Consider the following 18,198-nt stretch of genomic DNA (forward strand, 5'->3'; position numbering starts at 1 on the left):
CATCGATAACGCGATCGCCGCCAGCCTTACCCTTGACCGCAGCGTCCGCTACCAGCGGAACACCAACCTGTCCGCGATGTGCTGAGACTTATCTGTCCAGGATGTGCTGAGACATCACACCGTGCCCCAGCACGGAGAAGTACTCACAGGGCGAAGCCACCCCTAGTCCAGGTCGTCGTGCTGCATGAGACGACGGCCCGCCTCGGTCACCGACCCCGACAGGGACGGGTAGATCGAGAAGGTGTGGGCGAGGTCGTCCACCGTGAGGTTGTTCTGCACGGCCATGGCCAGCGGCAGGACCAGCTCGCTGGCCACCGGCGCGACGATGACGCCGCCGATGACCACGCCCGTCGCCGGACGGCAGAAGATCTTGACGAAGCCGCGATCGAGGCCCTGCATCTTGGCGCGCGGGTTGGTGCCCAGCGGCAGCAGCACCTCGCGGGCGGCGAACTCCCCGGACTCGACCTGCTTGTGACCGATGCCGACGGTGGCCACCTCGGGGCGGGTGAAGACCGCCGACGCGACCGTCTTGAGCCGCAGCGGGGACACGCCCTCCCCCAGCGCGTGCCACATCGCGATCCGGCCCTGCATGGCCGCGACCGAGGCCAGCGGCAGGAGACCGGTGCAGTCGCCGGCCGCGTAGACGCCGGGCACCGAGGTCCGTGAGACGCGGTCGACCGTGATGTGGCCGCTCTCGCGCAGCTCCAGCCCGACCTCGTCGCAGCCGAGGTCGGCGGTGTTCGGGATCGAGCCGACGGTCATGAGCGCGTGCGACCCGGTGACCTCGCGGCCGTCGGAGAGCGTGACGCGCACCCCGTCGGCCGTGGCCACGACCTTGTCGGCGCGGGAGCGGGGCTCGATGGTGACACCGCGCTCGGTGAAGACCTCCTCGAGCGTGGCGGCGGCGTCGGGGTCCTCGTGCGGCAGGACGCGGTCGCGGCTGGAGATCAGCGTCACGGGGACGCCGAGCTCGGCGTAGGCCGACACGAACTCCGCGCCGGTGACGCCGGAGCCGACGACGACGAGGTGCTCGGGCAGCTCCTCGAGGTCGTAGAGCTGGCGCCAGGTGAGGATGCGCCTGCCGTCGGGGACCGCGTCGGGCAGCACGCGGGGCGAGGCGCCGGTGGCGATCAGCACGACGTCGGCGGTGACCGTCTCCGGCTCCCCGCCGTGCGACGGCGCGATCTCGATGTCGTGGGTGGCGCTGTTCTCCGAGGCGGCGCGGAAGCGGCCCCGGCCGTCGACGACCCGCACCCCGGCGCGTTGGATCGTCGCCTTGATGTCCGAGGACTGGGCGAGCGCGAGGCCCTTGACCCGCCCGTTCACCCGCGGCAGGTCGACGACCGCCTCGTCCTCGTCGACCTCGATGCCCATGTCGGCGTTGCGACGGAAGCCGGCGCGGACGCCGGCCGACGCGATGAACGTCTTGGAGGGCACGCAGTCGTAGGCGACGCAGTAGCCGCCGACGCTGTCCTCCTCGACGAGCACGACGGAGGCCTCGTGCTGCGCGGCGACCAGGGCCGCCTCGTACCCGGCGGGCCCGCCGCCGAGGATCACGATGCGCGTCATGGGTGGAGGTCCCTCCGTGGGGTGCGGTGGTGGTGTGTCGGTGCCGGGGTGACCGGACAGGGTCCATCCTGCCCGTTCGTCCGGTGGCCCGTCCGCGGGACGTCGACTGCGACGCAGCTCGACCATTGACAACGAACGGCCCACTCCTGGCTACCCTGTGCGCCGTGCCGCTCTACGCCGCGTACGGGTCGAACATGGATCCCGCGCAGATGATGCAACGCGCGCCCCACTCGCCTGTCTCGGGCACCGGCTGGCTCGAGGGCTGGCGCCTGACGTTCGGGGGCGAGGACCTCGGGTGGGAGGGCGCGCTCTCCACCGTCGTCGAGGACCCGTCCTCGCGGGTGTTCGTCGTGCTCTACGACGTCAGCCCGCTCGACGTCGACCAGCTCGACCGCTGGGAGGGGGGCGAACTGGGGATGCACAAGAAGCTGCGGCTCCGCGTGCAGACCATGGAGGGCCCGCAACTCGCGTGGGTGTACGTGCTCGACGCGTACGAGGGCGGCCTGCCCTCCGCCCGCTACATCGGCGTGCTCTCCGACGCCGCCGAGGCCGCCGGGGCGCCGGACGACTACGTCCGGGCCCTGCGCGAACGCCCCTGCCGGTCGGTCGGACCGGGCTCCGCGTCGATGTAGGGGCTCGCGAAGGTCACATCAGCCAGCTCTGCACGCTCTGGACCTGCCCCACGTGACCCTCGCGGCGGGCGCTACGTGTCGAGGCCCGCCCGGCGCAGGGCGTCGGCCATCGCGCCGCCCGGGGCGGGACGCCGGTCGCGGCCCTTCGCCTGGCCCCCGCGCTGCTGGCCACCCCGACCCTGCTGACCGCCCCGGCCCTGCTGACCGCCCCGGCCCTGCTGACCACCCCGCGGCTGCCCGCCGCGCGGCTGGCCGTCCCCGTCGCGCCCGCCGCCCTTGCCACCACCCTTGCCACCGCCCGCGCCGGGCTCGTCCTCGAGCCGCAGGGTCAGCGAGATGCGCTTGCGGGGCACGTCGACCTCGAGCACCTTCACCCGCACCACGTCGCCGGGGCCGACGACCGCCCGCGGGTCGGACACGAACTCCTTCGACATCGCCGAGATGTGGACCAGCCCGTCCTGGTGCACGCCCACGTCGACGAACGCGCCGAACGCGGCCACGTTCGTGACCACGCCCTCCAGCACCATCCCGGGGTTCAGGTCGGTGATCTTCTCGACGCCCTCGGCGAACGTCGCCGTCTCGAACGCGGGCCGCGGGTCGCGTCCGGGCTTGTCGAGCTCGGCGATGATGTCGGTGACGGTGGGGACGCCGAACGTGTCGTCGGTGAAGTCGCGGGGGTCGAGCCGACCGAGCAGCGACGAGTTGCCGACCAGGGACGCGACGTCGGTGCCCGTCCTCTCCACGATCCGACGCACCACGGGGTACGCCTCGGGGTGGACGCCGGAACGGTCGAGGGGGTCGGTGGCGTCGGGGATGCGCAGGAAGCCCGCGCACTGCTCGAACGCCTTGGCACCGAGCCGCGGCACCTTGGTCAGGGCCTTGCGCGAGGGGAACGGGCCGTGCTCGTCGCGGAAGCCCACGATCGTGGTGGCCAGGCCGGTCGAGATGCCCGAGACCCGCCGCAGGAGCGGGGCGGAGGCGGTGTTGACGTCGACCCCGACCGCGTTCACGCAGTCCTCCACCACGCCGTCGAGCGAGCGGGAGAGCAGGGTGCCGGACACGTCGTGCTGGTACTGCCCCACGCCGATCGACTTCGGGTCGATCTTCACGAGCTCGGCGAGCGGGTCCTGCAGACGGCGGGCGATCGACACGGCCCCGCGGATCGACACGTCGAGATCGGGCAGTTCCTTCGACGCCTCCTCGGACGCCGAGTACACCGACGCGCCGGCCTCGGAGACCATGGCCGGGATCAGCCCGGTCTGCAGCTTCGCGAGCTCGACGGCGAGCTTGTGCGTCTCGCGGCTCGCAGTGCCGTTGCCGATGGCGACCAGCTCCACGCGGTGCTCCGCCGCCAGCTTCGCGAGGGTGGCCAACGAGGCGTCCCACTGGTTGCGTGGCACGTGCGGGTAGATCGTCTCGTGCGCGACGACCTTGCCGGTCCGGTCGACCACGGCGACCTTCACTCCGGTGCGCAGGCCCGGGTCGAGCCCCATCGTGGGGCGGGCACCCGCCGGGGCGGCGAGCAGCAGGTCACGCAGGTTGCCGGCGAACACGCCGACCGCGCCCTCCTCGGCGACCTCGCGCAGGCGCACACGGAGATCGACGGCCAGCCGGGACGAGATGCGGGTGCGCCACGCCCAGCGGGCGACGCCGAGCAGCCACGGGTCGGCCGGGCGGCCCCGGTCGGCGATGCCCGCCACGGACGCGATGCGGCCCTCGTAGGCGGAGGTGTCGCCGTCGTCGTCCGGCGAGCACGGGTCGAAGGTGAGCTGGAGGACCTCCTCGGTCTCGCCCCGGAGCAGCGCGAGGATCCGGTGCGAGGGGAGCCGGGTGAACGGCTCGTCGAAGGCGAAGTAGTCGGAGAACTTGGCGGCGTCGGCGTCGTCCGCCTTGCCCTCGCGCACGACGGCGGTGAGACGGCCCCGCGCCCACATCCGCTCCCGCAGCTCGCCCACGAGGTCGGCGTCCTCGGCCAGGCGCTCGACGAGGATCGCGCGAGCTCCCTCGAGCGCGGCGTCGGCGTCGGCCACGCCCTTCTCCGGGTCGACGAACGCCGCGGCGGCCGCCCGGGGGTCCACCGTCGGGTCGCCCAGCAGGCCGTCGGCCAGCGGCTCCAGCCCGGCCTCGCGGGCGATCATCGCCTTCGTGCGGCGCTTGGGCTTGTAGGGCAGGTACACGTCCTCGAGGCGGCTCTTCGTCTCCGCGCCCAGCAGCTGCGCGTGCAGCTCGTCGGTGAGCTTGCCCTGCTCGCGAACGGAGTCGATCACGGCGGTGCGCCGTTCCTCGAGCTCCCGCAGGTAGCCGAGACGCTCGTGCAGCGTGCGCAGCTGTGCGTCGTCCAGCCCGCCCGTGGCCTCCTTGCGGTACCGCGCGACGAACGGGACCGTCGCCCCGCCGTCGAGCAGCTCGATCGCGGACCGGACCTGGCCCTCGCCGACCGCCAGCTCGGTGGCGATGCGGCTCGGGACGGGTGGCAGCTGCACGGGCACGGAAGCGGTCACGGGAGCCATCGTGCAACACCCCACCGACAGCCTCGGCCGCACCCGCCACCTGTCGTCGGGAAGGCCTGTGGCAGGCGCTCCGAGGACGCGGCGTCACTGCCACTGGATGACAGCAACGACGCTTTCCTGCCACGCAGGACGCTCAGCCCTCCAGCGACAGCAGCGCCGCCTGCACCATCGTCCGCACGCCCACCGGCAGCGCCCGCTCGTCGAGGCGGAACGTGGGCTGGTGGATGTCGGACTGCGGGCCCTCGCCCGACCACACGCCGAGGCGCCCCATGGCCCCGGGCACGTGCTCGAGGTACCAGCCGAAGTCCTCGCCGCCCGACGACTGCTCGGTGTCGGTGGCCGCACCCGGCCCGACCGCCCGCTCGGCGGCCCGCGCCAGCAGGTCGGCGGAGACGGGGTCGTTGACCACCGGCGGAACCCCGCGGCGGTGCTCCAGGACGTAGCCGACCCCGGTCGGCGCGAGCAGCGCCGTGACCAGCTGGCGGACCAGCGGCTCGAGCTCGTTCCACGTCTGGTGCTGGGCGGTGCGCAGCGTGCCGGACAGGGTCCCGACCTCCGGCACCGCGTTCGCCGCGTGCCCGGCGTCGACCTGGCCCCACACCAGCACCGTGCCGGAGCGCGGGTCGATGCGGCGGGAGAGCAGGTCGGGCAGGCCGGTGATGACCGTGCCGAGCGCGTGGACCAGGTCGGCCGTCAGGTGCGGACGCGAGGTGTGTCCGCCGGGCGAGGTCAGGCGCAGCTCGAGCATGTCGCAGGCCGAGGTGATGGGACCGACGCGCGTGCCGACGTGCCCCACCTCGAGGCGCGGGTCGCAGTGCAGCGCGAAGATGCGGTCGACGTCGGCGAGGCCGTCGGCGGCGATGACGTCGAGCGCCCCGCCGGGCTGCACCTCCTCGGCGGGCTGGAACACGAGCCGCACCCGGCCGGGCAGCCGGTCGGCCACCGACGCGAGCGCCACGCCGGCGCCCAGCAGCACGGCGGTGTGGGCATCGTGGCCGCACATGTGCGCGACCCCCGGCGTCCGCGACGCGAAGGGGACGTCGGCCTGCTCGTGCAGCGGGAGGGCGTCCATGTCGGCGCGCAGCGCGACGGTGCGCGGGCCGGCGCCGATGTCGCACACCAGGCCCGTGCCGGGCAGCAGGCGGGGACGCAGGCCGACCGACCGCAGGACGTTCGCGGCGAGGTCGGTGGTCATCCGCTCGGCGCGGGCGAGTTCGGGGTGGGCGTGGATCGTGCGGCGCCAGCCGACCACGTCGGCGGAGTGTTCGGCGAGCCAGGCGTCCAGCCACTGCGGGCCGGAGCCCGCCCCGAGGTCGACGACGCCGGGCTCGTCGGGCCGGGTCTGCAGCAGCGTCACCGTCTCCACCTCCTCGGGTCGCGGAACGGCTCGGTCCGCGACGGATGCCCACCACTATCCATCCCCCGAACGGCCGCTTCAGTTCCGTGCGGGGCGGTCGCGCCGAGGGGTCGCGACGCTGCTGCCAGTGGCGCACGTCTCCGTCCACTTCCGAGACGAGCGGCCGATTCCCGCAGGTCACCGGGTCAGCGGTCCCCTCGCGGCCGCATAGCGGGACGAACGGTCGGTTGTGCGGCGCCCGACGGGGCGGGGTCCGATCGCGCCCCACCGTTCGTCCTGCGCACGGTGTGCGGGCGGCCGCCGGACGGGTGGGGCGGGGGCCACGGTCGGCGGGGACGCCATCATGGAGGGGTGAGTCCCCGCCCCGCCGACACCCGCCGCCTGGTCGGGCGCTACCGCCTGGACTCCGAACTGGGACGCGGCGCGATGGGCACCGTCTGGTCGGCCTACGACGAGGTGCTGCACCGCCCCGTGGCCGTCAAGGAGGTCCGGCTCTCCCTCGTCCCCGTCTCCGAGCGGGCGATCGTGCGGGAGCGGACGCTGCGCGAGGCGCGGGCCACCGCGATGCTCAGCCACCCCAACGTCGTCACGCTCTACGACGTCGTCGAGGTCAACGCCGAGCCCTACGTCGTCATGGAGCTGCTCCCCTCGCGCAGCCTGGCCTCCTACATCGGCGAGCGGGGCACGCTCACGCCGGCCGAGACCGCCGAGATCGGCTCGGCCGTCGCGTCCGCGCTGATGACCGCCCACCGCGCGGGCATCACCCACCGCGACGTCAAGCCCGGCAACGTCCTCATCGGTACCGACGGGCAGATCAAGCTCACCGACTTCGGCATCGCCCGGAACGCGGCCGAGTCCTCGATGACCCAGACCGGCACGGTGCTCGGGTCGCCGCCCTACATCGCGCCCGAGGTCGCGATGGGGCGCGCGGTCGGCCCGCCCGCCGACCTCTGGGGACTCGGCGCCACCCTCTACGCCTGCCTCGAGGGGCGCCCGCCCTACGACGCGGGCGACCCGGTCTCGACCGTCTCCGCCGTCGTGCACGGCGACGTCCCCCGCCCGGGCGGTCACGGTCCCGTGCAGGACGTGATCCGCGGGCTCATGGTCAAGGACCCGACGTTGCGGATGCCGCTCCCGGCCGTCCGCCGTCGCCTCCGTCCCCTCATGGCCGACCCCGAGGGCCCGATCCTCTCCGCGCCGCCCTCCCCCGCCACCACCGAGTTCCGCCTCCCGGCGCCCGCGACTCCGGACCCGCAGTCCGGGCTCATCCCGGTCGCGCGCGGGCGCAGCGGCACGCTCGTCGACGGGCAGGTCCCGGCCGAGACGCCCGGCCCCGCGCCCCGTACGGCCCCGCTGCAGGCCCCCGGTCGCTCGGGTCCCGACGACGGGTCGGGCTCGGCTGCCGCGGCGGCTGCCGGCGCGGCGGCGGCGCCGCCGGAGTCACCACCCGCCGAGGACGAGGCGCCCGAGGGGCGTGGGGGCTCCCTCGCCGCCCCGGCGGTCGACCCGGAGGACCCGGCCCGGCTCGACGAGGCGGACGCCGACGAGGCGACCCCGGACGACCCGGCTGCTGCCGAGGTCGTCGAGGACGACGGGGCCGAGGCGACGCCCGCCGAGGAGACGCCCGCGGACGAGGCTCCCGGCGGGGAGACCCCCGCGGCGACGTCCGACGCCACCGACGCCGAGGCCGGGGCGGACGACGAGCCCGAGCCGGCCGTGCCCGAGCCGGCCGTGCCGAACGCGACGGCGACCGACGCTGCGGCCGACGCCGACGCCGACGCCGACGCCGAGGCCGCCGACGGGCCGGACGGTGCCTCGGACACCGACGACGCCCCGGAGCCCGCCGGGACGACGGCCACCGACCCCGAGGTGGACGCCGAGGACGCGGAGAGCACCGACGGCGAGGCTCCTGCGGCCACGCCCGACGCTGCTCCGGAGGCCGACGCCGATCCCGACGCCGACTCGAAGGCCGGCGAGGTCGACTCCGCGACCGACCCGGAGCCCGACGCCGACGCGGATCCCGAGTCCGACGCGGACGCCGACCCGCAGGACGATGCACCCACCCCCGACTCCCCCGGCGGCCTCGACGGCGGCCGCACGACGCTGGTCGCCGGCACGGCCGCCGCGGCCGCCGCCGCATCCGGCACGAGCAGGGACGCCGGCCGGCGGGAGGACCCGTCGTCGGGAAGGACCGGCACCCCGCCCGGGGGCACGCGGACCTCGACCCCGTCGGGCGGGACGCCCCGGTCGACCCCGTCGGGCGGCATGCCCGTGCCGGCCCCGTCGGCCGCGGAGACGACCATGGTCACGCCGCGGGTGCCGCCGCGTCGCGGCCCGACGACCCCCGGCCCGTGGCCCGTCCCACCGCACCGCCGGCCGCCGTACCCCAACGCCCCGGGCGGCCCGCGTCGGCCGGGCGGCCCGCAGGCGCTCGCGTCCGACCCGGGTCCGCTGCCGTTCGCGCCGTCGCGGCCGACCGGCCCGTCCCCGCAGCAGCAGCGGCGTCGGCGGGTGGCCGTCGTGGCGCTGGTCGTGGTGCTGGCGCTGGCCGGGCTGGTGGGCGGTTACGTCGTGACCCGCCTGATCGGCGGGCAGCCCCCGTTCTCCATCTCGCTGTCGCCGGACGGGCCGGTGGTCGACGGCGAGCAGCTCGTCGTGCACTCCGACGACAACGCCCGCTACAGCGGCACCGGGATGGGCTTCACCGCCCTGGTGCCGGCCACGTGGCAGCAGTTCCGGCTCCAGCAGCCGGGCGGGGACATCGTGGTGCGCTACGTCTCCGACGACGCGAACCGCGAGCTGCGCATCGACAAGCTGGTCGGCTACTACCCCGCACGGACGGTGGCCGACTACGCCCGGCTGCTCGCCGACCCGTCGGCGGTGGGGGCGGACGGGGTCCGCGTCGAGGCGGTGACGGTGGTCGCGCCGGCCCGGACGGGCGCCCGCGAGCCCGTGCAGCAGACCGTCTACCGCACGCAGAGCGGGCAGGGCGCCGACGTGGACGACCGCGTCACCTGGACCCGGCTCATCCCGTCGGGCGTCGACCTCTGGGTGGTCCGGCTGACCGCCCCCAGCCTCGCCTACGGCGGCGCCCCGCTGCAGTTCGCCGCCGTCGCGGACAGCTTCGATCCACCCGTGTGAGCCGCCCCCGCTAGGGTCCTGACCCCGATGAGCATCCCCCAGCACGGCACCCCTGAGCAGGCCGCCGCCGAACTCGCCCGCCGGACCGGGATCGACCGGCACGACGTCGCCGTCGTCCTCGGTTCCGGATGGAGCCCCGCCGCCGACGGGATCGGGGAGCCGTCCGCCGAGGTGCCGGTGGCCGAGCTGCCCGGCTTCACCCCGCTCGGCGCGCCGGACCACCGGGGCATCGCGCGGTCGGTGCCGGTGGCGGGCGGGCACGCGCTGGTCCTGCTCGGCCGTACCCATCTCTACGAGGGCCACGGCGAGGCCCAGGCGGTGCACGCCGTCCGGACCGCCTGCGCGGCCGGCGCGTCCACGGTGGTCCTCACGAACGCGGCGGGCGGGATCGATCCGTCGTACGCGGTCGGCCAGCCCGTGCTGATCTCCGACCACATCAACCTCACCGCCCGGTCCCCGCTCGTCGGGCCGCAGTTCGTCGACCTCACCGACGCCTACGACCCGGAGCTGCGCGCCGCGGCCCGCTGCCTCGACCCCACGCTCGTCGAGGGCGTCTACGCGGGCCTGCCCGGTCCGCACTTCGAGACGCCCGCCGAGATCCGGATGCTGCGCACCCTCGGGGCGGACCTGGTGGGCATGTCGACCGTGCTGGAGACGATCGCCGCCCGGGCCGCCGGGGCGCGCGTGGCCGGGATCGCGCTCGTCTCCAACCCCGCCGCGGGCACGACCGCCGAGAAGATCGACCACCTCGCCGTCCTCGACGCGGTGCACGCCGCCGCGGCCCGCACGGGCGAGCTCCTCCGCGGGCTCGTCACGGCGGCGCTGGGATGACCCGGCTGCTCGTCGTCCACCACACCCCCTCGCCCGTCTGCCAGGAGCTGCTGGAGGCGGTCCTGGCCGGGGCGCGGACCGACGAGCTGCCGGGTGAGGTCGAGGTGGTGACCCGGCCGGCCCTCACGGCGGGCGCGGCCGACCTGCTCGCGGCCGACGCCGTCGTCCTCGGGACGCCGGCCAACATCGGGACGATGTCGGGCGCGCTCAAGCACTTCTTCGACCAGGTCTACTACCCGGCGCTGCAGGACACCTCGGGGCTGCCGTTCGGGCTCTACGTCCACGGCGGCGACGACACCGCCGGGGCCGTCCGCGACGTCCTGCGCATCACGGGCGGCCTGGGCTGGGTGCCCGCTGCGGCGCCGGTCACGACGGCGGGTGCGCTCACGTCCGCCGATCGCGAGGCCGCGTGGGAGCTGGGCGCGACGGTCGCCCTGGGCACCCTGGAATGAACCGCCTCCGCCGCGGTTTGCACGGGTCATGACATCGCGCGCCGTGCAGTACGCCCGCTACGGCGGGCCGGAGGTCCTCGAGCTCGTCGAGCGGGACGACCCGCAGCCGGGCCCGGGGCAGGTCCGCCTCGCCGTGCGCGCCGCCTCGGTGAACCCCGCGGACTGGAAGCTGCGCACGGGTGCGTTCACCCCGGGCGCCGAGGCCCCGGACCACCCGGTGGTCCCCGGGTTCGACGTCGCCGGCACGGTCGACGCCGTCGGCGACGGCGTCACGGCGTTCGGCGTGGGCGACGAGGTGCTGGGCGCGGCGAGCGGCGGGGCGCAGGCCGAGCGGGCCCTGGCGGACGTGACGGCGCTCGTCGCGAAGCCCGCCGCGCTCTCCTGGGAGGTCGCGGGTTCCCTGGCCACGATCGTCGGCACGGCCTACCGGGTGCTGGAGCGCCTCGCGCTGTCCCCCGGGCAGGTGCTCCTCGTCCACGGCGCGTCGGGCGGCGTCGGGGTGGTCGCGGCGCAGGTGGCCCTCGCCCGCGGGATCACGGTGATCGGCACCGCGAGCGAGCGGCACCAGGACGACGTCCGCGCCCTCGGCGCCACCCCCGTGGTCTACGGCGACGGCCTCGTCGACCGGGTCCGCGAGGTGACCGACCGCGTGGACGCCGTCTTCGACGCCGCGGGCAAGGGGTCGCTCGCCGACCTCGTCGCGCTGGCCGGGTCGCCCGACCGGGTCGTCACGATCGCCCACCCCGACGCCGCCGAGCACGGCGTCGCGTTCTCCTCCGGCGGGCGCGTCGAGGGCTCGCTCGCCGAGTTCGTCGACCAGCTCGCGGCGGGCGGCTTCCGGGCGCCGGAGGTCGTGGTCTACCCGCTCGAGCAGGTCGCGCAGGCCCAGGAGGACAACCGGACGGGCGCCGTGAGCGGGAAGCTCGTCGTCACCCCCTGAGCTTCAGGGCACTCTCGTAGAGGGCGTTGGTCGGCACCCCGTGGGCGGTGCCGACCTCCTTCGCCGCCTCCTTGAGGCGCACCCCGGCCGCGGCGCGGGCGAGGACCTCCGCCGCCAGGTCGTCCGGCTCCGGGGCCGTCCGGACGGCGGGTCCGAGGACCACGGTGATCTCGCCGAGCACGTCGCCCGCGGCCCACACGGCCAGCTCGCCGAGCGTGCCGCGCAGGACCTCCTCGTGGGTCTTGGTCAGCTCCCGGCACACCGCGGCGCGGCGGTCGGCGCCGAGCACCCGCGCGGCGACGTCCAACGTCCGGCCGAGCCGCCGCGGCGACTCGAAGAACACCACCGTGCGGGGTTCGTCGGCGAGCTCGCTGAACCACCGGTCCCGCTTGTGCTCCGTGCGCGGCGCGAACCCCTCGAAGCAGAACCGGTCGGTGGGCAGCCCCGAGACCGCGAGCGCCGCGAGCACCGCCGACGGCCCCGGCAGGCAGCGCACGAGGACGTCCGCCTCCACCGCGGCGGCGACCAGGCGGTAGCCGGGGTCGGACACGGCGGGCATCCCGGCGTCGGTGACGACGAGGACGGTCGCGCCGCCCTGCAGGTCCTCGACCAGCCGCGGGATGCGGTCGCGCTCGACGTCCTCGTAGAACGACACCTTGCGCCCGCCGACGGTCACACCCAGCGCGGCGGCGAGCCGACCCAACCGGCGCGTGTCCTCGACGGCGACCACGTCCGCCGTCGCCAACGCGTCCCGCAGCCGCTGCGAGGCGTCGTCGGGGTTGCCGAGCGGGGTCGCGGCGAGGAGGAGGACACCGCCCTCCGGGCGACGGGCGGAGTCGGCGGACACGGGACCTGAGGGTAGGCGTCCCGCACGTCCGCGGCGGCGCACGGCCGACGCCCGACCGTCAGCAGGCCACCCCGGTCGTCAGGACCGGTCGAGCGCGTCCAGGTTGCCTCAGCGCTCATCGGCTCTCACCTCCTCGGATGGAGCTCAGCGTCCCACGGTTCCCACGATCTCGGACCGGGTCCGGTCAGGCCGTACGATCAGCTCCCGTGACGGCCGGCAGCACGCTCGAGAAGCCGACCACCCCCGCCGTCGGGAACGCCGATCCGCGCGGGGTGCTGGCGCCCGGGCCCCGTGGGGTGGAGAGCCTGCTCGGGCGGCCGATGCCGGCCGACCGGCTGCGCGGCTGGGTGGTCACGCTGCTGGTCACCGTGATCGGCGGGCTGGTCCGCTTCTGGAACCTGGGCTGGCCGAGCGACAACGGCACGCCGGTGTTCGACGAGAAGCACTACGTGCCGCAGACGTGGCAGGTCCTGCGCAACGGTGGGTACGAGGACAACCCGGGCTACGAGCTCGTGGTGCACCCGCCCCTGTCGAAGCAGCTCATGGCCGTCGGACAGTGGATCTTCGGGTACGACCCGCTGGGCTGGCGGGTGGTCAGCGCGCTCGCCGGGACCGTCTGCGTGCTGCTGATCGTCCGCATCGCGCGGCGGCTCACGCGCTCCACGCTGCTCGGCGCGGTCGCGGGTGTCCTGCTGATCTGCGACGGCCTGAGCCAGGTGTCGAGCCGCGTCGGGATGATCGACATCTACCCGGCGGTGTTCGTGCTCGGCGCGTTCGCCGCGATCCTCGCCGACCGCGACGACGTCCGGTCCCGGTTCGCGACGGTGGTCGCCGAGGGCCGGATCCTCGACACCCCGTTCGGGCCGCGGCTCGGCGTCCGCTGGTGGCGGTTCGCCGCGGGCGTGTGCATCGGGCTCGCCCTGGCGAGCAAGTGGTCCGGCCTGTACTACGTGCTCTTCCTCGGCGCGCTCGTCGTCGGCTTCGACGTCGCCGCCCGCCGTGCGGCCGGGGTGGCGCGGCCGTGGGTGGGCACGCTCGTGCGGGACGTGCTGCCCCTGGTGTGGGCGTTCCTCGCCATTCCGATCCTGGTCTACCTCGCGAGCTGGCTGCCCTGGATCGCCTCGGAGACCGGGACCGACCGGCACGTCGCCGCGGCGAAGGGCGACTCCGTCGGGCTCTACGCGCTGCTGCCCGACTGGCTGCCCGACTGGTTCCGCGGCATGGCCTACTTCTCGTCCAAGGTGCTCGAGTTCCACGCGACGCTCGCCACGCCGCGCGGCAACCCGCACCCGTGGGAGTCGAAGCCCTGGACGTGGCCGATGGGGCTGCGCCCGATGCTCTACTACTACGAGTCCGGTGCGGGTGCGCCCGGCTGCGGGTCCGACGACTGCGTCGGCTCGGTGATGGCGATCGGCACGCCCGCGATCTGGTGGCTCGCCTTCCCCGTCCTGGGCTGGGGCCTCTGGCGGTGGATCACCGCCCGCGACTGGCGCTACGCCGCGGTGCTCGTCGGCTACGGCGCCGGCATCCTGCCGTGGTTCACCGACATCGACCGGCAGATGTACTTCTTCTACATGACGCCGGTGATCCCGTTCCTGATCCTGGCGCTCACCCTGGTCCTCGGCGAGATCCTCGGCCGCCGCACCGCCGGGCCGGAACGACGGTCCACCGGACGGATGGTCGTCGCGCTGTACGTCGGCGTCGTCGTCGCCAACTTCGCGTGGCTGTGGCCGATCCTCGTCGGCGCGTCGATCACGGCCGCCCGCTGGAACGCGGAGCTGTGGCTCCCGTCGTGGCGCTGAGCTGGTGCTGACCCGGGCGCTGCTGTTCTCGTTGATTCCCGTCGCCGCCGCGCTCGTGTCGGGGCTGGTGGCGGCGGTCCGTCCGCCCGGACGCCGGGTGACCAGCGGCATCCAGCACTTCGCCGCCGGAGTGGTCTTCGCGGCCGCGGCGATCGAGCTGCTGCCCGGGGTCCTGCACCAGGAGCCCTGGGTGGCGATCGCCGGCTTCGGAGCGGGCATCGCGGTGATGTTCAGCTTCCGGGCCGCGGGCAAGGTCCTGGAGGCGCGGCCCTCCGCCGCGGCCCTGCCGGTCGGGCTCGCCGTGGCGACCGGGGTGGACTTCGCCGTCGACGGCATCGTCCTCGGCGCCGGGTTCGCCGCCGGTGCGACGACGGGCGTGCTGCTCTCGATCGCCCTCGCCATCGAGTACCTCTTCGTGGGGCTCTCCCTGTCCGCGGCCATGACGGGCGGCGCGTCCCGGACCCTCGTCGCCACCGCCCCGACGGCGCTGGCCCTGCTCACGGTGGTCGGGACGGCGGTCGGCGTGCTGTGGCTGGGGGCGGCCTCCCCGACGCTGCTCGCCGGCGTGCTCGCATTCGGCGCCGTCGCCTTCATGTACCTCGCCACGGAGGAGCTGCTGGTCGAGGCCCACGAGCAGGGCGAGACCGCGCTCGGCTCGGTCGGGTTCTTCGTCGGCTTCCTGATCTACCTGCTGCTCGACGAGCTCATCGGCTGAGCACCGCGAACCGGGCCCCCGTCGGGTCCTCCAGCACGGCGCGCTCCGCGTCCTTCCCGACGACGAGGCCTCCCGCCGCCCCGGCCGCGGCGGCGGCCGCGTCGACGTCGGCGACCGCGAAGTGCACCAGCCAGTGCGGCAGCACGTCGCCCGCGAAGGTCACCGCCCCGAACGCGGGCCCGCCGTCGAGGTGCAGCGTGGTGGTGCCGGGCTCGTCGGTCGGGGCGTGGGTCCAGCCGAACACGCCGGTGCAGAAGGTCTTCGTCTGCCCCGGTTCGGCCGACGCGGCCTCGGCCCAGGCCACCGGGTCGGCGTGGACGTCGGCCTCCCACACGCCGAGCGGGGCCCCACCCGCGTCGATCGCGACGACGACGAGGCCCCCGGCCCCGTCGTCGTCCGGTCCGTGCAGGACCTGCCCGCCGGACTCCTCGATCGCCGCGGCGGTCTCGGCGGCGTCGGGGACGGCGACGTAGAGCGTCCAGCCCGGCGGGCTGCCCGCCGGGCCGCCGAGGCCCGCCACCCGCCGCCCTCCGTCGAGCGCCACCGCCGCGTGGTGGGCCGCCGCGCCCTCGTCGGTGAACGTCCAGCCCAGGACCGGGCCGTAGAACTCCGCCCCCGCCCCCGCCGTCAGGTCCGCCCAGCACGGGAGCCCGTCGCTCATGGCGTCGAGTGTGACGCACGCAACCCCGCGACGCTTCCTGTCACGAGCGTTAGGCTCACGCATGTTCTAGTAATCGGAGGAGGAGTCGCCGTGGTCCAGGGACCGGGTCGCCCCGTCGTATCCGTCGCACCCGTGACGCTCCCGGCGCCGGGTCGAGGGGTCGATCTCGAGGTGCGGGTGTCCGCGCCGGTGACGGGCACGGATCTGCCGGTGGTGGCGTTCTCGCACGGGTTCGGTTCGTCGGCCCGGGCGTACGGGCCGCTGGTCGACGTCTGGGCGGCGCACGGGTTCGTGGTGGTCCAGCCGACGCACCTCGACTCGCGGACCTTGGGGCTCCCGCCCGGCGACCCGCGCGCCGACCGGCCGTGGCGGACCCGGGCCGAGGACCTCCGCCGGGTCCTCGACGACCTCGGGACCCTGACGGCCGCCGTCCCCGGACTCGAGGGACGCGTCGACCCCGCCCGTGTCGGGGTGGCCGGACACTCCTTCGGCGGCCAGACCGCGGGGCTCCTGCTCGGCCTGCGCGTGCTCGACCCGGACGGCGAGCCGGGCCCCGACCTGACCGACGCGCGCGCCCGGGTGGGGGTCCTCCTCGCGACCGCCGGACGCGGCGGGGACGCCCTCGCGCCCGGCATGATCGAGCGCATGCCGTGGCTGAACCCCGACTTCGAGGAGCTGCGCACCCCGACCCTCGTCGTCGTCGGGGACGCCGACCACAGCCCGCTGACCGTCCGCGGTCCGGACTGGATGACCGACCCCTACCGGCTCGCCCCGGGCGCGACCGACCTGCTCACCGTCCTCGGCGGGGAGCACTCGCTCGGCGGCATCGCCGGGTACGAGGCGGCCGAGACCACCGACGAGGACCCGGCGCGCGTCGCGGTCGTGGCGCGGGCGACGGGGGCGTACCTGCGCAGCGCGCTCGTCCCCGAGGACGACGCCTGGCCGCGGGTCCGGGCCGCCCTCGACCCGTCCGTCGTCCGGCTCGAGAGCCGCGACGGCGCGGTCGGCCGGGCGTAGCCCGGTGGTCGGACGCCCCGTCGACCACCGACGCCGGGCCGCGCTGCTCGACGCGGCCGTCGACCACGCGACCGGGGAGGTGTTCGGGGACCTGTCGTTCCGCTCGGTCGCCACGGCGCTCGGCGTCTCGACCACCACCCTGGTGCACCACTTCGGGACCAAGGAGCAGCTGCTCGAGAGCATCCTCGGCCGGCTCCGCGAGCGGCTGGTCGAGTCGTCCCGCGCGACGGCCGGGCCCCACCCCGACCTCGCGACGGCGGCTCGGGGGTTCTGGAGCTGGAGCGCCGACCCGGTGCGGTGGCCGACGTTCCGGCTCTTCTTCGCCGTCTACGGCCACGCCGTCCAGTCCCCCGGCAGCTTCGACGGCTTCCTGCGCACGGTGGGCGCCGACTGGATCGCGGCCCTCACCGCGGCGCAGGGTCCCGGGGTCGACCCCGCCACCGCCGCCGCGCGGTCGACCCTCGTGGTGGCGACCCTGCGCGGGCTGCTGCTCGACCTGCTCGCCACCGGCGAACGGGACCGGGTCGAGGCGGCCGCGTCGATGTTCCTCGCCTCGCTCGGGCCCTGACCGTCGCCCCTCCGCACCCGGCCCGACGACCGGCCGCCGCCGGGCTGGGCACCGCTGCGATCAGGATTCCACCGGCCTCCCCGAGCGTGGGTGCACCGACGATCCAGGAGGTCCGCATGCGCATCGACGAGGTCTATCTGACGGCGACCGGGGTCGGTCTCCCACCGCGGCGGCCCGTCGCCGACGCGGTGGCCGCGGGCGAGGTCGGAGCCGGGCCCGCCCGGGCCAGTGGCCTGCAGTCGGTGACCTGTGCCGTGGACGAGTCGGCGCCCGAGATGGCGGTCCGCGCCGCCCGGCAGGCGCTCCGACGGTCCCCGGCCGTCGAGCCCGACCTGGTCGTGCACGCCTGCAACCACCACCAGGGTCAGGACATGTGGCCGGTCGCCTCGTACGTCCTGCGGGAGGCGGTCGGACCCGGGCCCCGGTCCTGCTCCGCGCTCGAGGTGCGGCAGATGTCCAACGGTGGTCTCGCCGCGCTCGACCTCGCGGCCCGCTCGGTGACCGCGACCGGGGGCGACGCGCTGGTCACCACGGGCGACCGCTTCGTCCTGCCCGCGATCGACCGCTGGCGGACCGACCCCGGCACGCCCTACGGCGACGGCGGCACGGCGGCCGTGCTCTCGCGCACGCCGGGCTTCGCCGCGCTGCGGGCCGTCGCCGTGCACAGCGACCCGGACCTGGAGCCGATGCACCGCGCGTCCGCCACGTTCACCGACGCGCCGTTCCCGGACGGTCCGCTGGACTTCGACGCGGCGCACGCCTCGTTCGTCGAACGGCACGGGATGACCTTCGGGGTGGCGCGTACCGACCGCGGACAGCAGGCCGTCCTCGACCGGGTGCTGGCCGACGCGGACATGAAGCTCGGCGACGCCGACTGGGTCCTGCTGCCGCACTTCGGCCGGCGGCGTCTGTCGGCGATCTTCCACGGCCCGCTCGGGATCGACCCGGAGCGCACGGCGGCCGACCTGGGCACGACCACCGGTCACCTCGGGGCGGGCGACCAGATCGCCGGGCTCGACCACCTCGCCGTGTCCGGCCGGCTCCGACCGGGTCAGCGCTGCCTGCTCCTCGGGGTGGGCGCCGGCTTCAGCTGGGGCGCGGCGGTCGTGGACGTGCTCGCCGAGCCGCCGGTCCGACCCTGAACGTCCGGCCCCGG

The 18,198-nt window shown here is 75.3% G+C and carries 15 protein-coding genes; 10 read left to right on the top strand and 5 right to left on the bottom strand.

Features of this window, described 5'->3' with window-relative positions:
- Nucleotides 1-162: 162 nt before the first annotated feature.
- A complete protein-coding gene (locus QSK00_RS24905) occupies nt 163-1,569 on the bottom strand; it encodes an NAD(P)H-quinone dehydrogenase (RefSeq protein ID WP_285595209.1) in 1,407 nt (468 codons plus the stop codon).
- 164 nt (nt 1,570-1,733) lie between these two features.
- On the opposite strand from QSK00_RS24905, the gene QSK00_RS24910 reads away from it, so the two are divergent.
- Nucleotides 1,734-2,201 carry a gamma-glutamylcyclotransferase family protein gene (locus tag QSK00_RS24910; RefSeq protein ID WP_230755137.1) on the top strand — a complete coding sequence of 156 codons (468 nt, stop codon included), beginning with the start codon at nt 1,734-1,736 and terminating at the stop codon, nt 2,199-2,201.
- 71 nt (nt 2,202-2,272) lie between these two features.
- On the opposite strand, the gene QSK00_RS24915 is transcribed toward QSK00_RS24910, so the two are convergent.
- Together QSK00_RS24915 and QSK00_RS24920 are read right to left on the bottom strand one after the other, a co-directional pair.
- A complete protein-coding gene (locus QSK00_RS24915; RefSeq protein ID WP_285595212.1) occupies nt 2,273-4,702 on the bottom strand; it encodes a Tex family protein in 2,430 nt (809 codons plus the stop codon).
- A gap of 142 nt (nt 4,703-4,844) precedes the next feature.
- The gene (locus tag QSK00_RS24920; RefSeq protein WP_285595213.1) at nt 4,845-6,068 is read right to left on the bottom strand and encodes an amidohydrolase; all 1,224 of its coding nucleotides are present in this window, start codon (nt 6,066-6,068) and stop codon (nt 4,845-4,847) included.
- Between the two features lie 351 nt (nt 6,069-6,419).
- Here QSK00_RS24920 and QSK00_RS30520 point away from each other — a divergent pair, with 351 nt between their 5' ends.
- From QSK00_RS30520 to QSK00_RS24940, 4 genes are read left to right on the top strand one after another with little or no spacing between them, the layout of a single operon-like run.
- A complete protein-coding gene (locus QSK00_RS30520; protein ID WP_502872078.1) occupies nt 6,420-9,209 on the top strand; it encodes a serine/threonine-protein kinase in 2,790 nt (929 codons plus the stop codon).
- A gap of 27 nt (nt 9,210-9,236) precedes the next feature.
- The gene (locus QSK00_RS24930; protein WP_285595215.1) at nt 9,237-10,040 is read left to right on the top strand and encodes a purine-nucleoside phosphorylase; all 804 of its coding nucleotides are present in this window, start codon (nt 9,237-9,239) and stop codon (nt 10,038-10,040) included.
- On the top strand, nt 10,037-10,492 hold the full coding sequence (locus QSK00_RS24935) for an NAD(P)H-dependent oxidoreductase (protein WP_285595217.1): 456 nt from the start codon (nt 10,037-10,039) through the stop codon (nt 10,490-10,492). The genes QSK00_RS24930 and QSK00_RS24935 overlap by 4 nt, the downstream gene beginning before the upstream one ends.
- 28 nt (nt 10,493-10,520) lie before the next feature.
- The gene (locus QSK00_RS24940; protein WP_285595219.1) at nt 10,521-11,432 is read left to right on the top strand and encodes an NADP-dependent oxidoreductase; all 912 of its coding nucleotides are present in this window, start codon (nt 10,521-10,523) and stop codon (nt 11,430-11,432) included.
- Here QSK00_RS24940 and rsmI read toward each other — a convergent pair.
- Nucleotides 11,422-12,279, bottom strand: coding sequence for a 16S rRNA (cytidine(1402)-2'-O)-methyltransferase (gene rsmI, locus QSK00_RS24945; protein ID WP_285595221.1), 858 nt, complete (start codon nt 12,277-12,279; stop codon nt 11,422-11,424). The genes QSK00_RS24940 and rsmI overlap by 11 nt on opposite strands.
- 206 nt (nt 12,280-12,485) lie before the next feature.
- Here rsmI and QSK00_RS24950 point away from each other — a divergent pair, with 206 nt between their 5' ends.
- Together QSK00_RS24950 and QSK00_RS24955 are read left to right on the top strand one after the other, a co-directional pair.
- Nucleotides 12,486-14,081, top strand: a complete 1,596-nt coding sequence (locus QSK00_RS24950; protein WP_502872079.1) for a dolichyl-phosphate-mannose--protein mannosyltransferase — start codon at nt 12,486-12,488, stop codon at nt 14,079-14,081.
- A 4-nt stretch (nt 14,082-14,085) separates the two neighbouring features.
- Nucleotides 14,086-14,796, top strand: coding sequence for a ZIP family metal transporter (locus tag QSK00_RS24955; protein ID WP_285595223.1), 711 nt, complete (start codon nt 14,086-14,088; stop codon nt 14,794-14,796).
- Here the strand turns inward: QSK00_RS24955 and QSK00_RS24960 are convergent.
- The gene (locus QSK00_RS24960; protein WP_285595226.1) at nt 14,786-15,457 is read right to left on the bottom strand and encodes a VOC family protein; all 672 of its coding nucleotides are present in this window, start codon (nt 15,455-15,457) and stop codon (nt 14,786-14,788) included. The two genes, QSK00_RS24955 and QSK00_RS24960, sit on opposite strands and share 11 nt — an antisense overlap.
- Nucleotides 15,458-15,547: 90 nt before the next feature.
- Here QSK00_RS24960 and QSK00_RS24965 point away from each other — a divergent pair, with 90 nt between their 5' ends.
- The 3 genes from QSK00_RS24965 to QSK00_RS24975 all read left to right on the top strand — a co-directional run bounded on the left by QSK00_RS24965 (nt 15,548) and on the right by QSK00_RS24975 (nt 18,184).
- Nucleotides 15,548-16,474, top strand: coding sequence for an alpha/beta hydrolase family protein (locus QSK00_RS24965; RefSeq protein ID WP_285595228.1), 927 nt, complete (start codon nt 15,548-15,550; stop codon nt 16,472-16,474).
- Nucleotides 16,475-16,478: 4 nt separating this feature from the next.
- Nucleotides 16,479-17,042: a TetR/AcrR family transcriptional regulator gene (locus QSK00_RS24970; protein ID WP_285595230.1), complete on the top strand. Its 564-nt coding sequence runs from the start codon at nt 16,479-16,481 to the stop codon at nt 17,040-17,042.
- 116 nt (nt 17,043-17,158) lie between these two features.
- Complete coding sequence (locus tag QSK00_RS24975; RefSeq protein WP_285595232.1) at nt 17,159-18,184, top strand: ketoacyl-ACP synthase III family protein; 1,026 nt, start codon at nt 17,159-17,161, stop codon at nt 18,182-18,184.
- Nucleotides 18,185-18,198 lie beyond the last annotated feature (14 nt).

The organism is Actinomycetospora sp. NBRC 106378 (genome assembly GCF_030269685.1).
Taxonomy (GTDB): domain Bacteria; phylum Actinomycetota; class Actinomycetes; order Mycobacteriales; family Pseudonocardiaceae; genus Actinomycetospora.

What these genes read in the sequence shown, in the direction of transcription:
- QSK00_RS24905 (WP_285595209.1), bottom strand. Translation starts at nt 1,569, where the DNA reads ATGACGCGCATCGTGATCCTCGGCGGCGGGCCCGCCGGGTACGAGGCG.
- QSK00_RS24930 (WP_285595215.1), top strand. Translation starts at nt 9,237, where the DNA reads ATGAGCATCCCCCAGCACGGCACCCCTGAGCAGGCCGCCGCCGAACTC.
- QSK00_RS24935 (WP_285595217.1), top strand. Translation starts at nt 10,037, where the DNA reads ATGACCCGGCTGCTCGTCGTCCACCACACCCCCTCGCCCGTCTGCCAG.
- QSK00_RS24940 (WP_285595219.1), top strand. Translation starts at nt 10,521, where the DNA reads ATGACATCGCGCGCCGTGCAGTACGCCCGCTACGGCGGGCCGGAGGTC.
- QSK00_RS24960 (WP_285595226.1), bottom strand. Translation starts at nt 15,457, where the DNA reads ATGAGCGACGGGCTCCCGTGCTGGGCGGACCTGACGGCGGGGGCGGGG.
- QSK00_RS24975 (WP_285595232.1), top strand. Translation starts at nt 17,159, where the DNA reads ATGCGCATCGACGAGGTCTATCTGACGGCGACCGGGGTCGGTCTCCCA.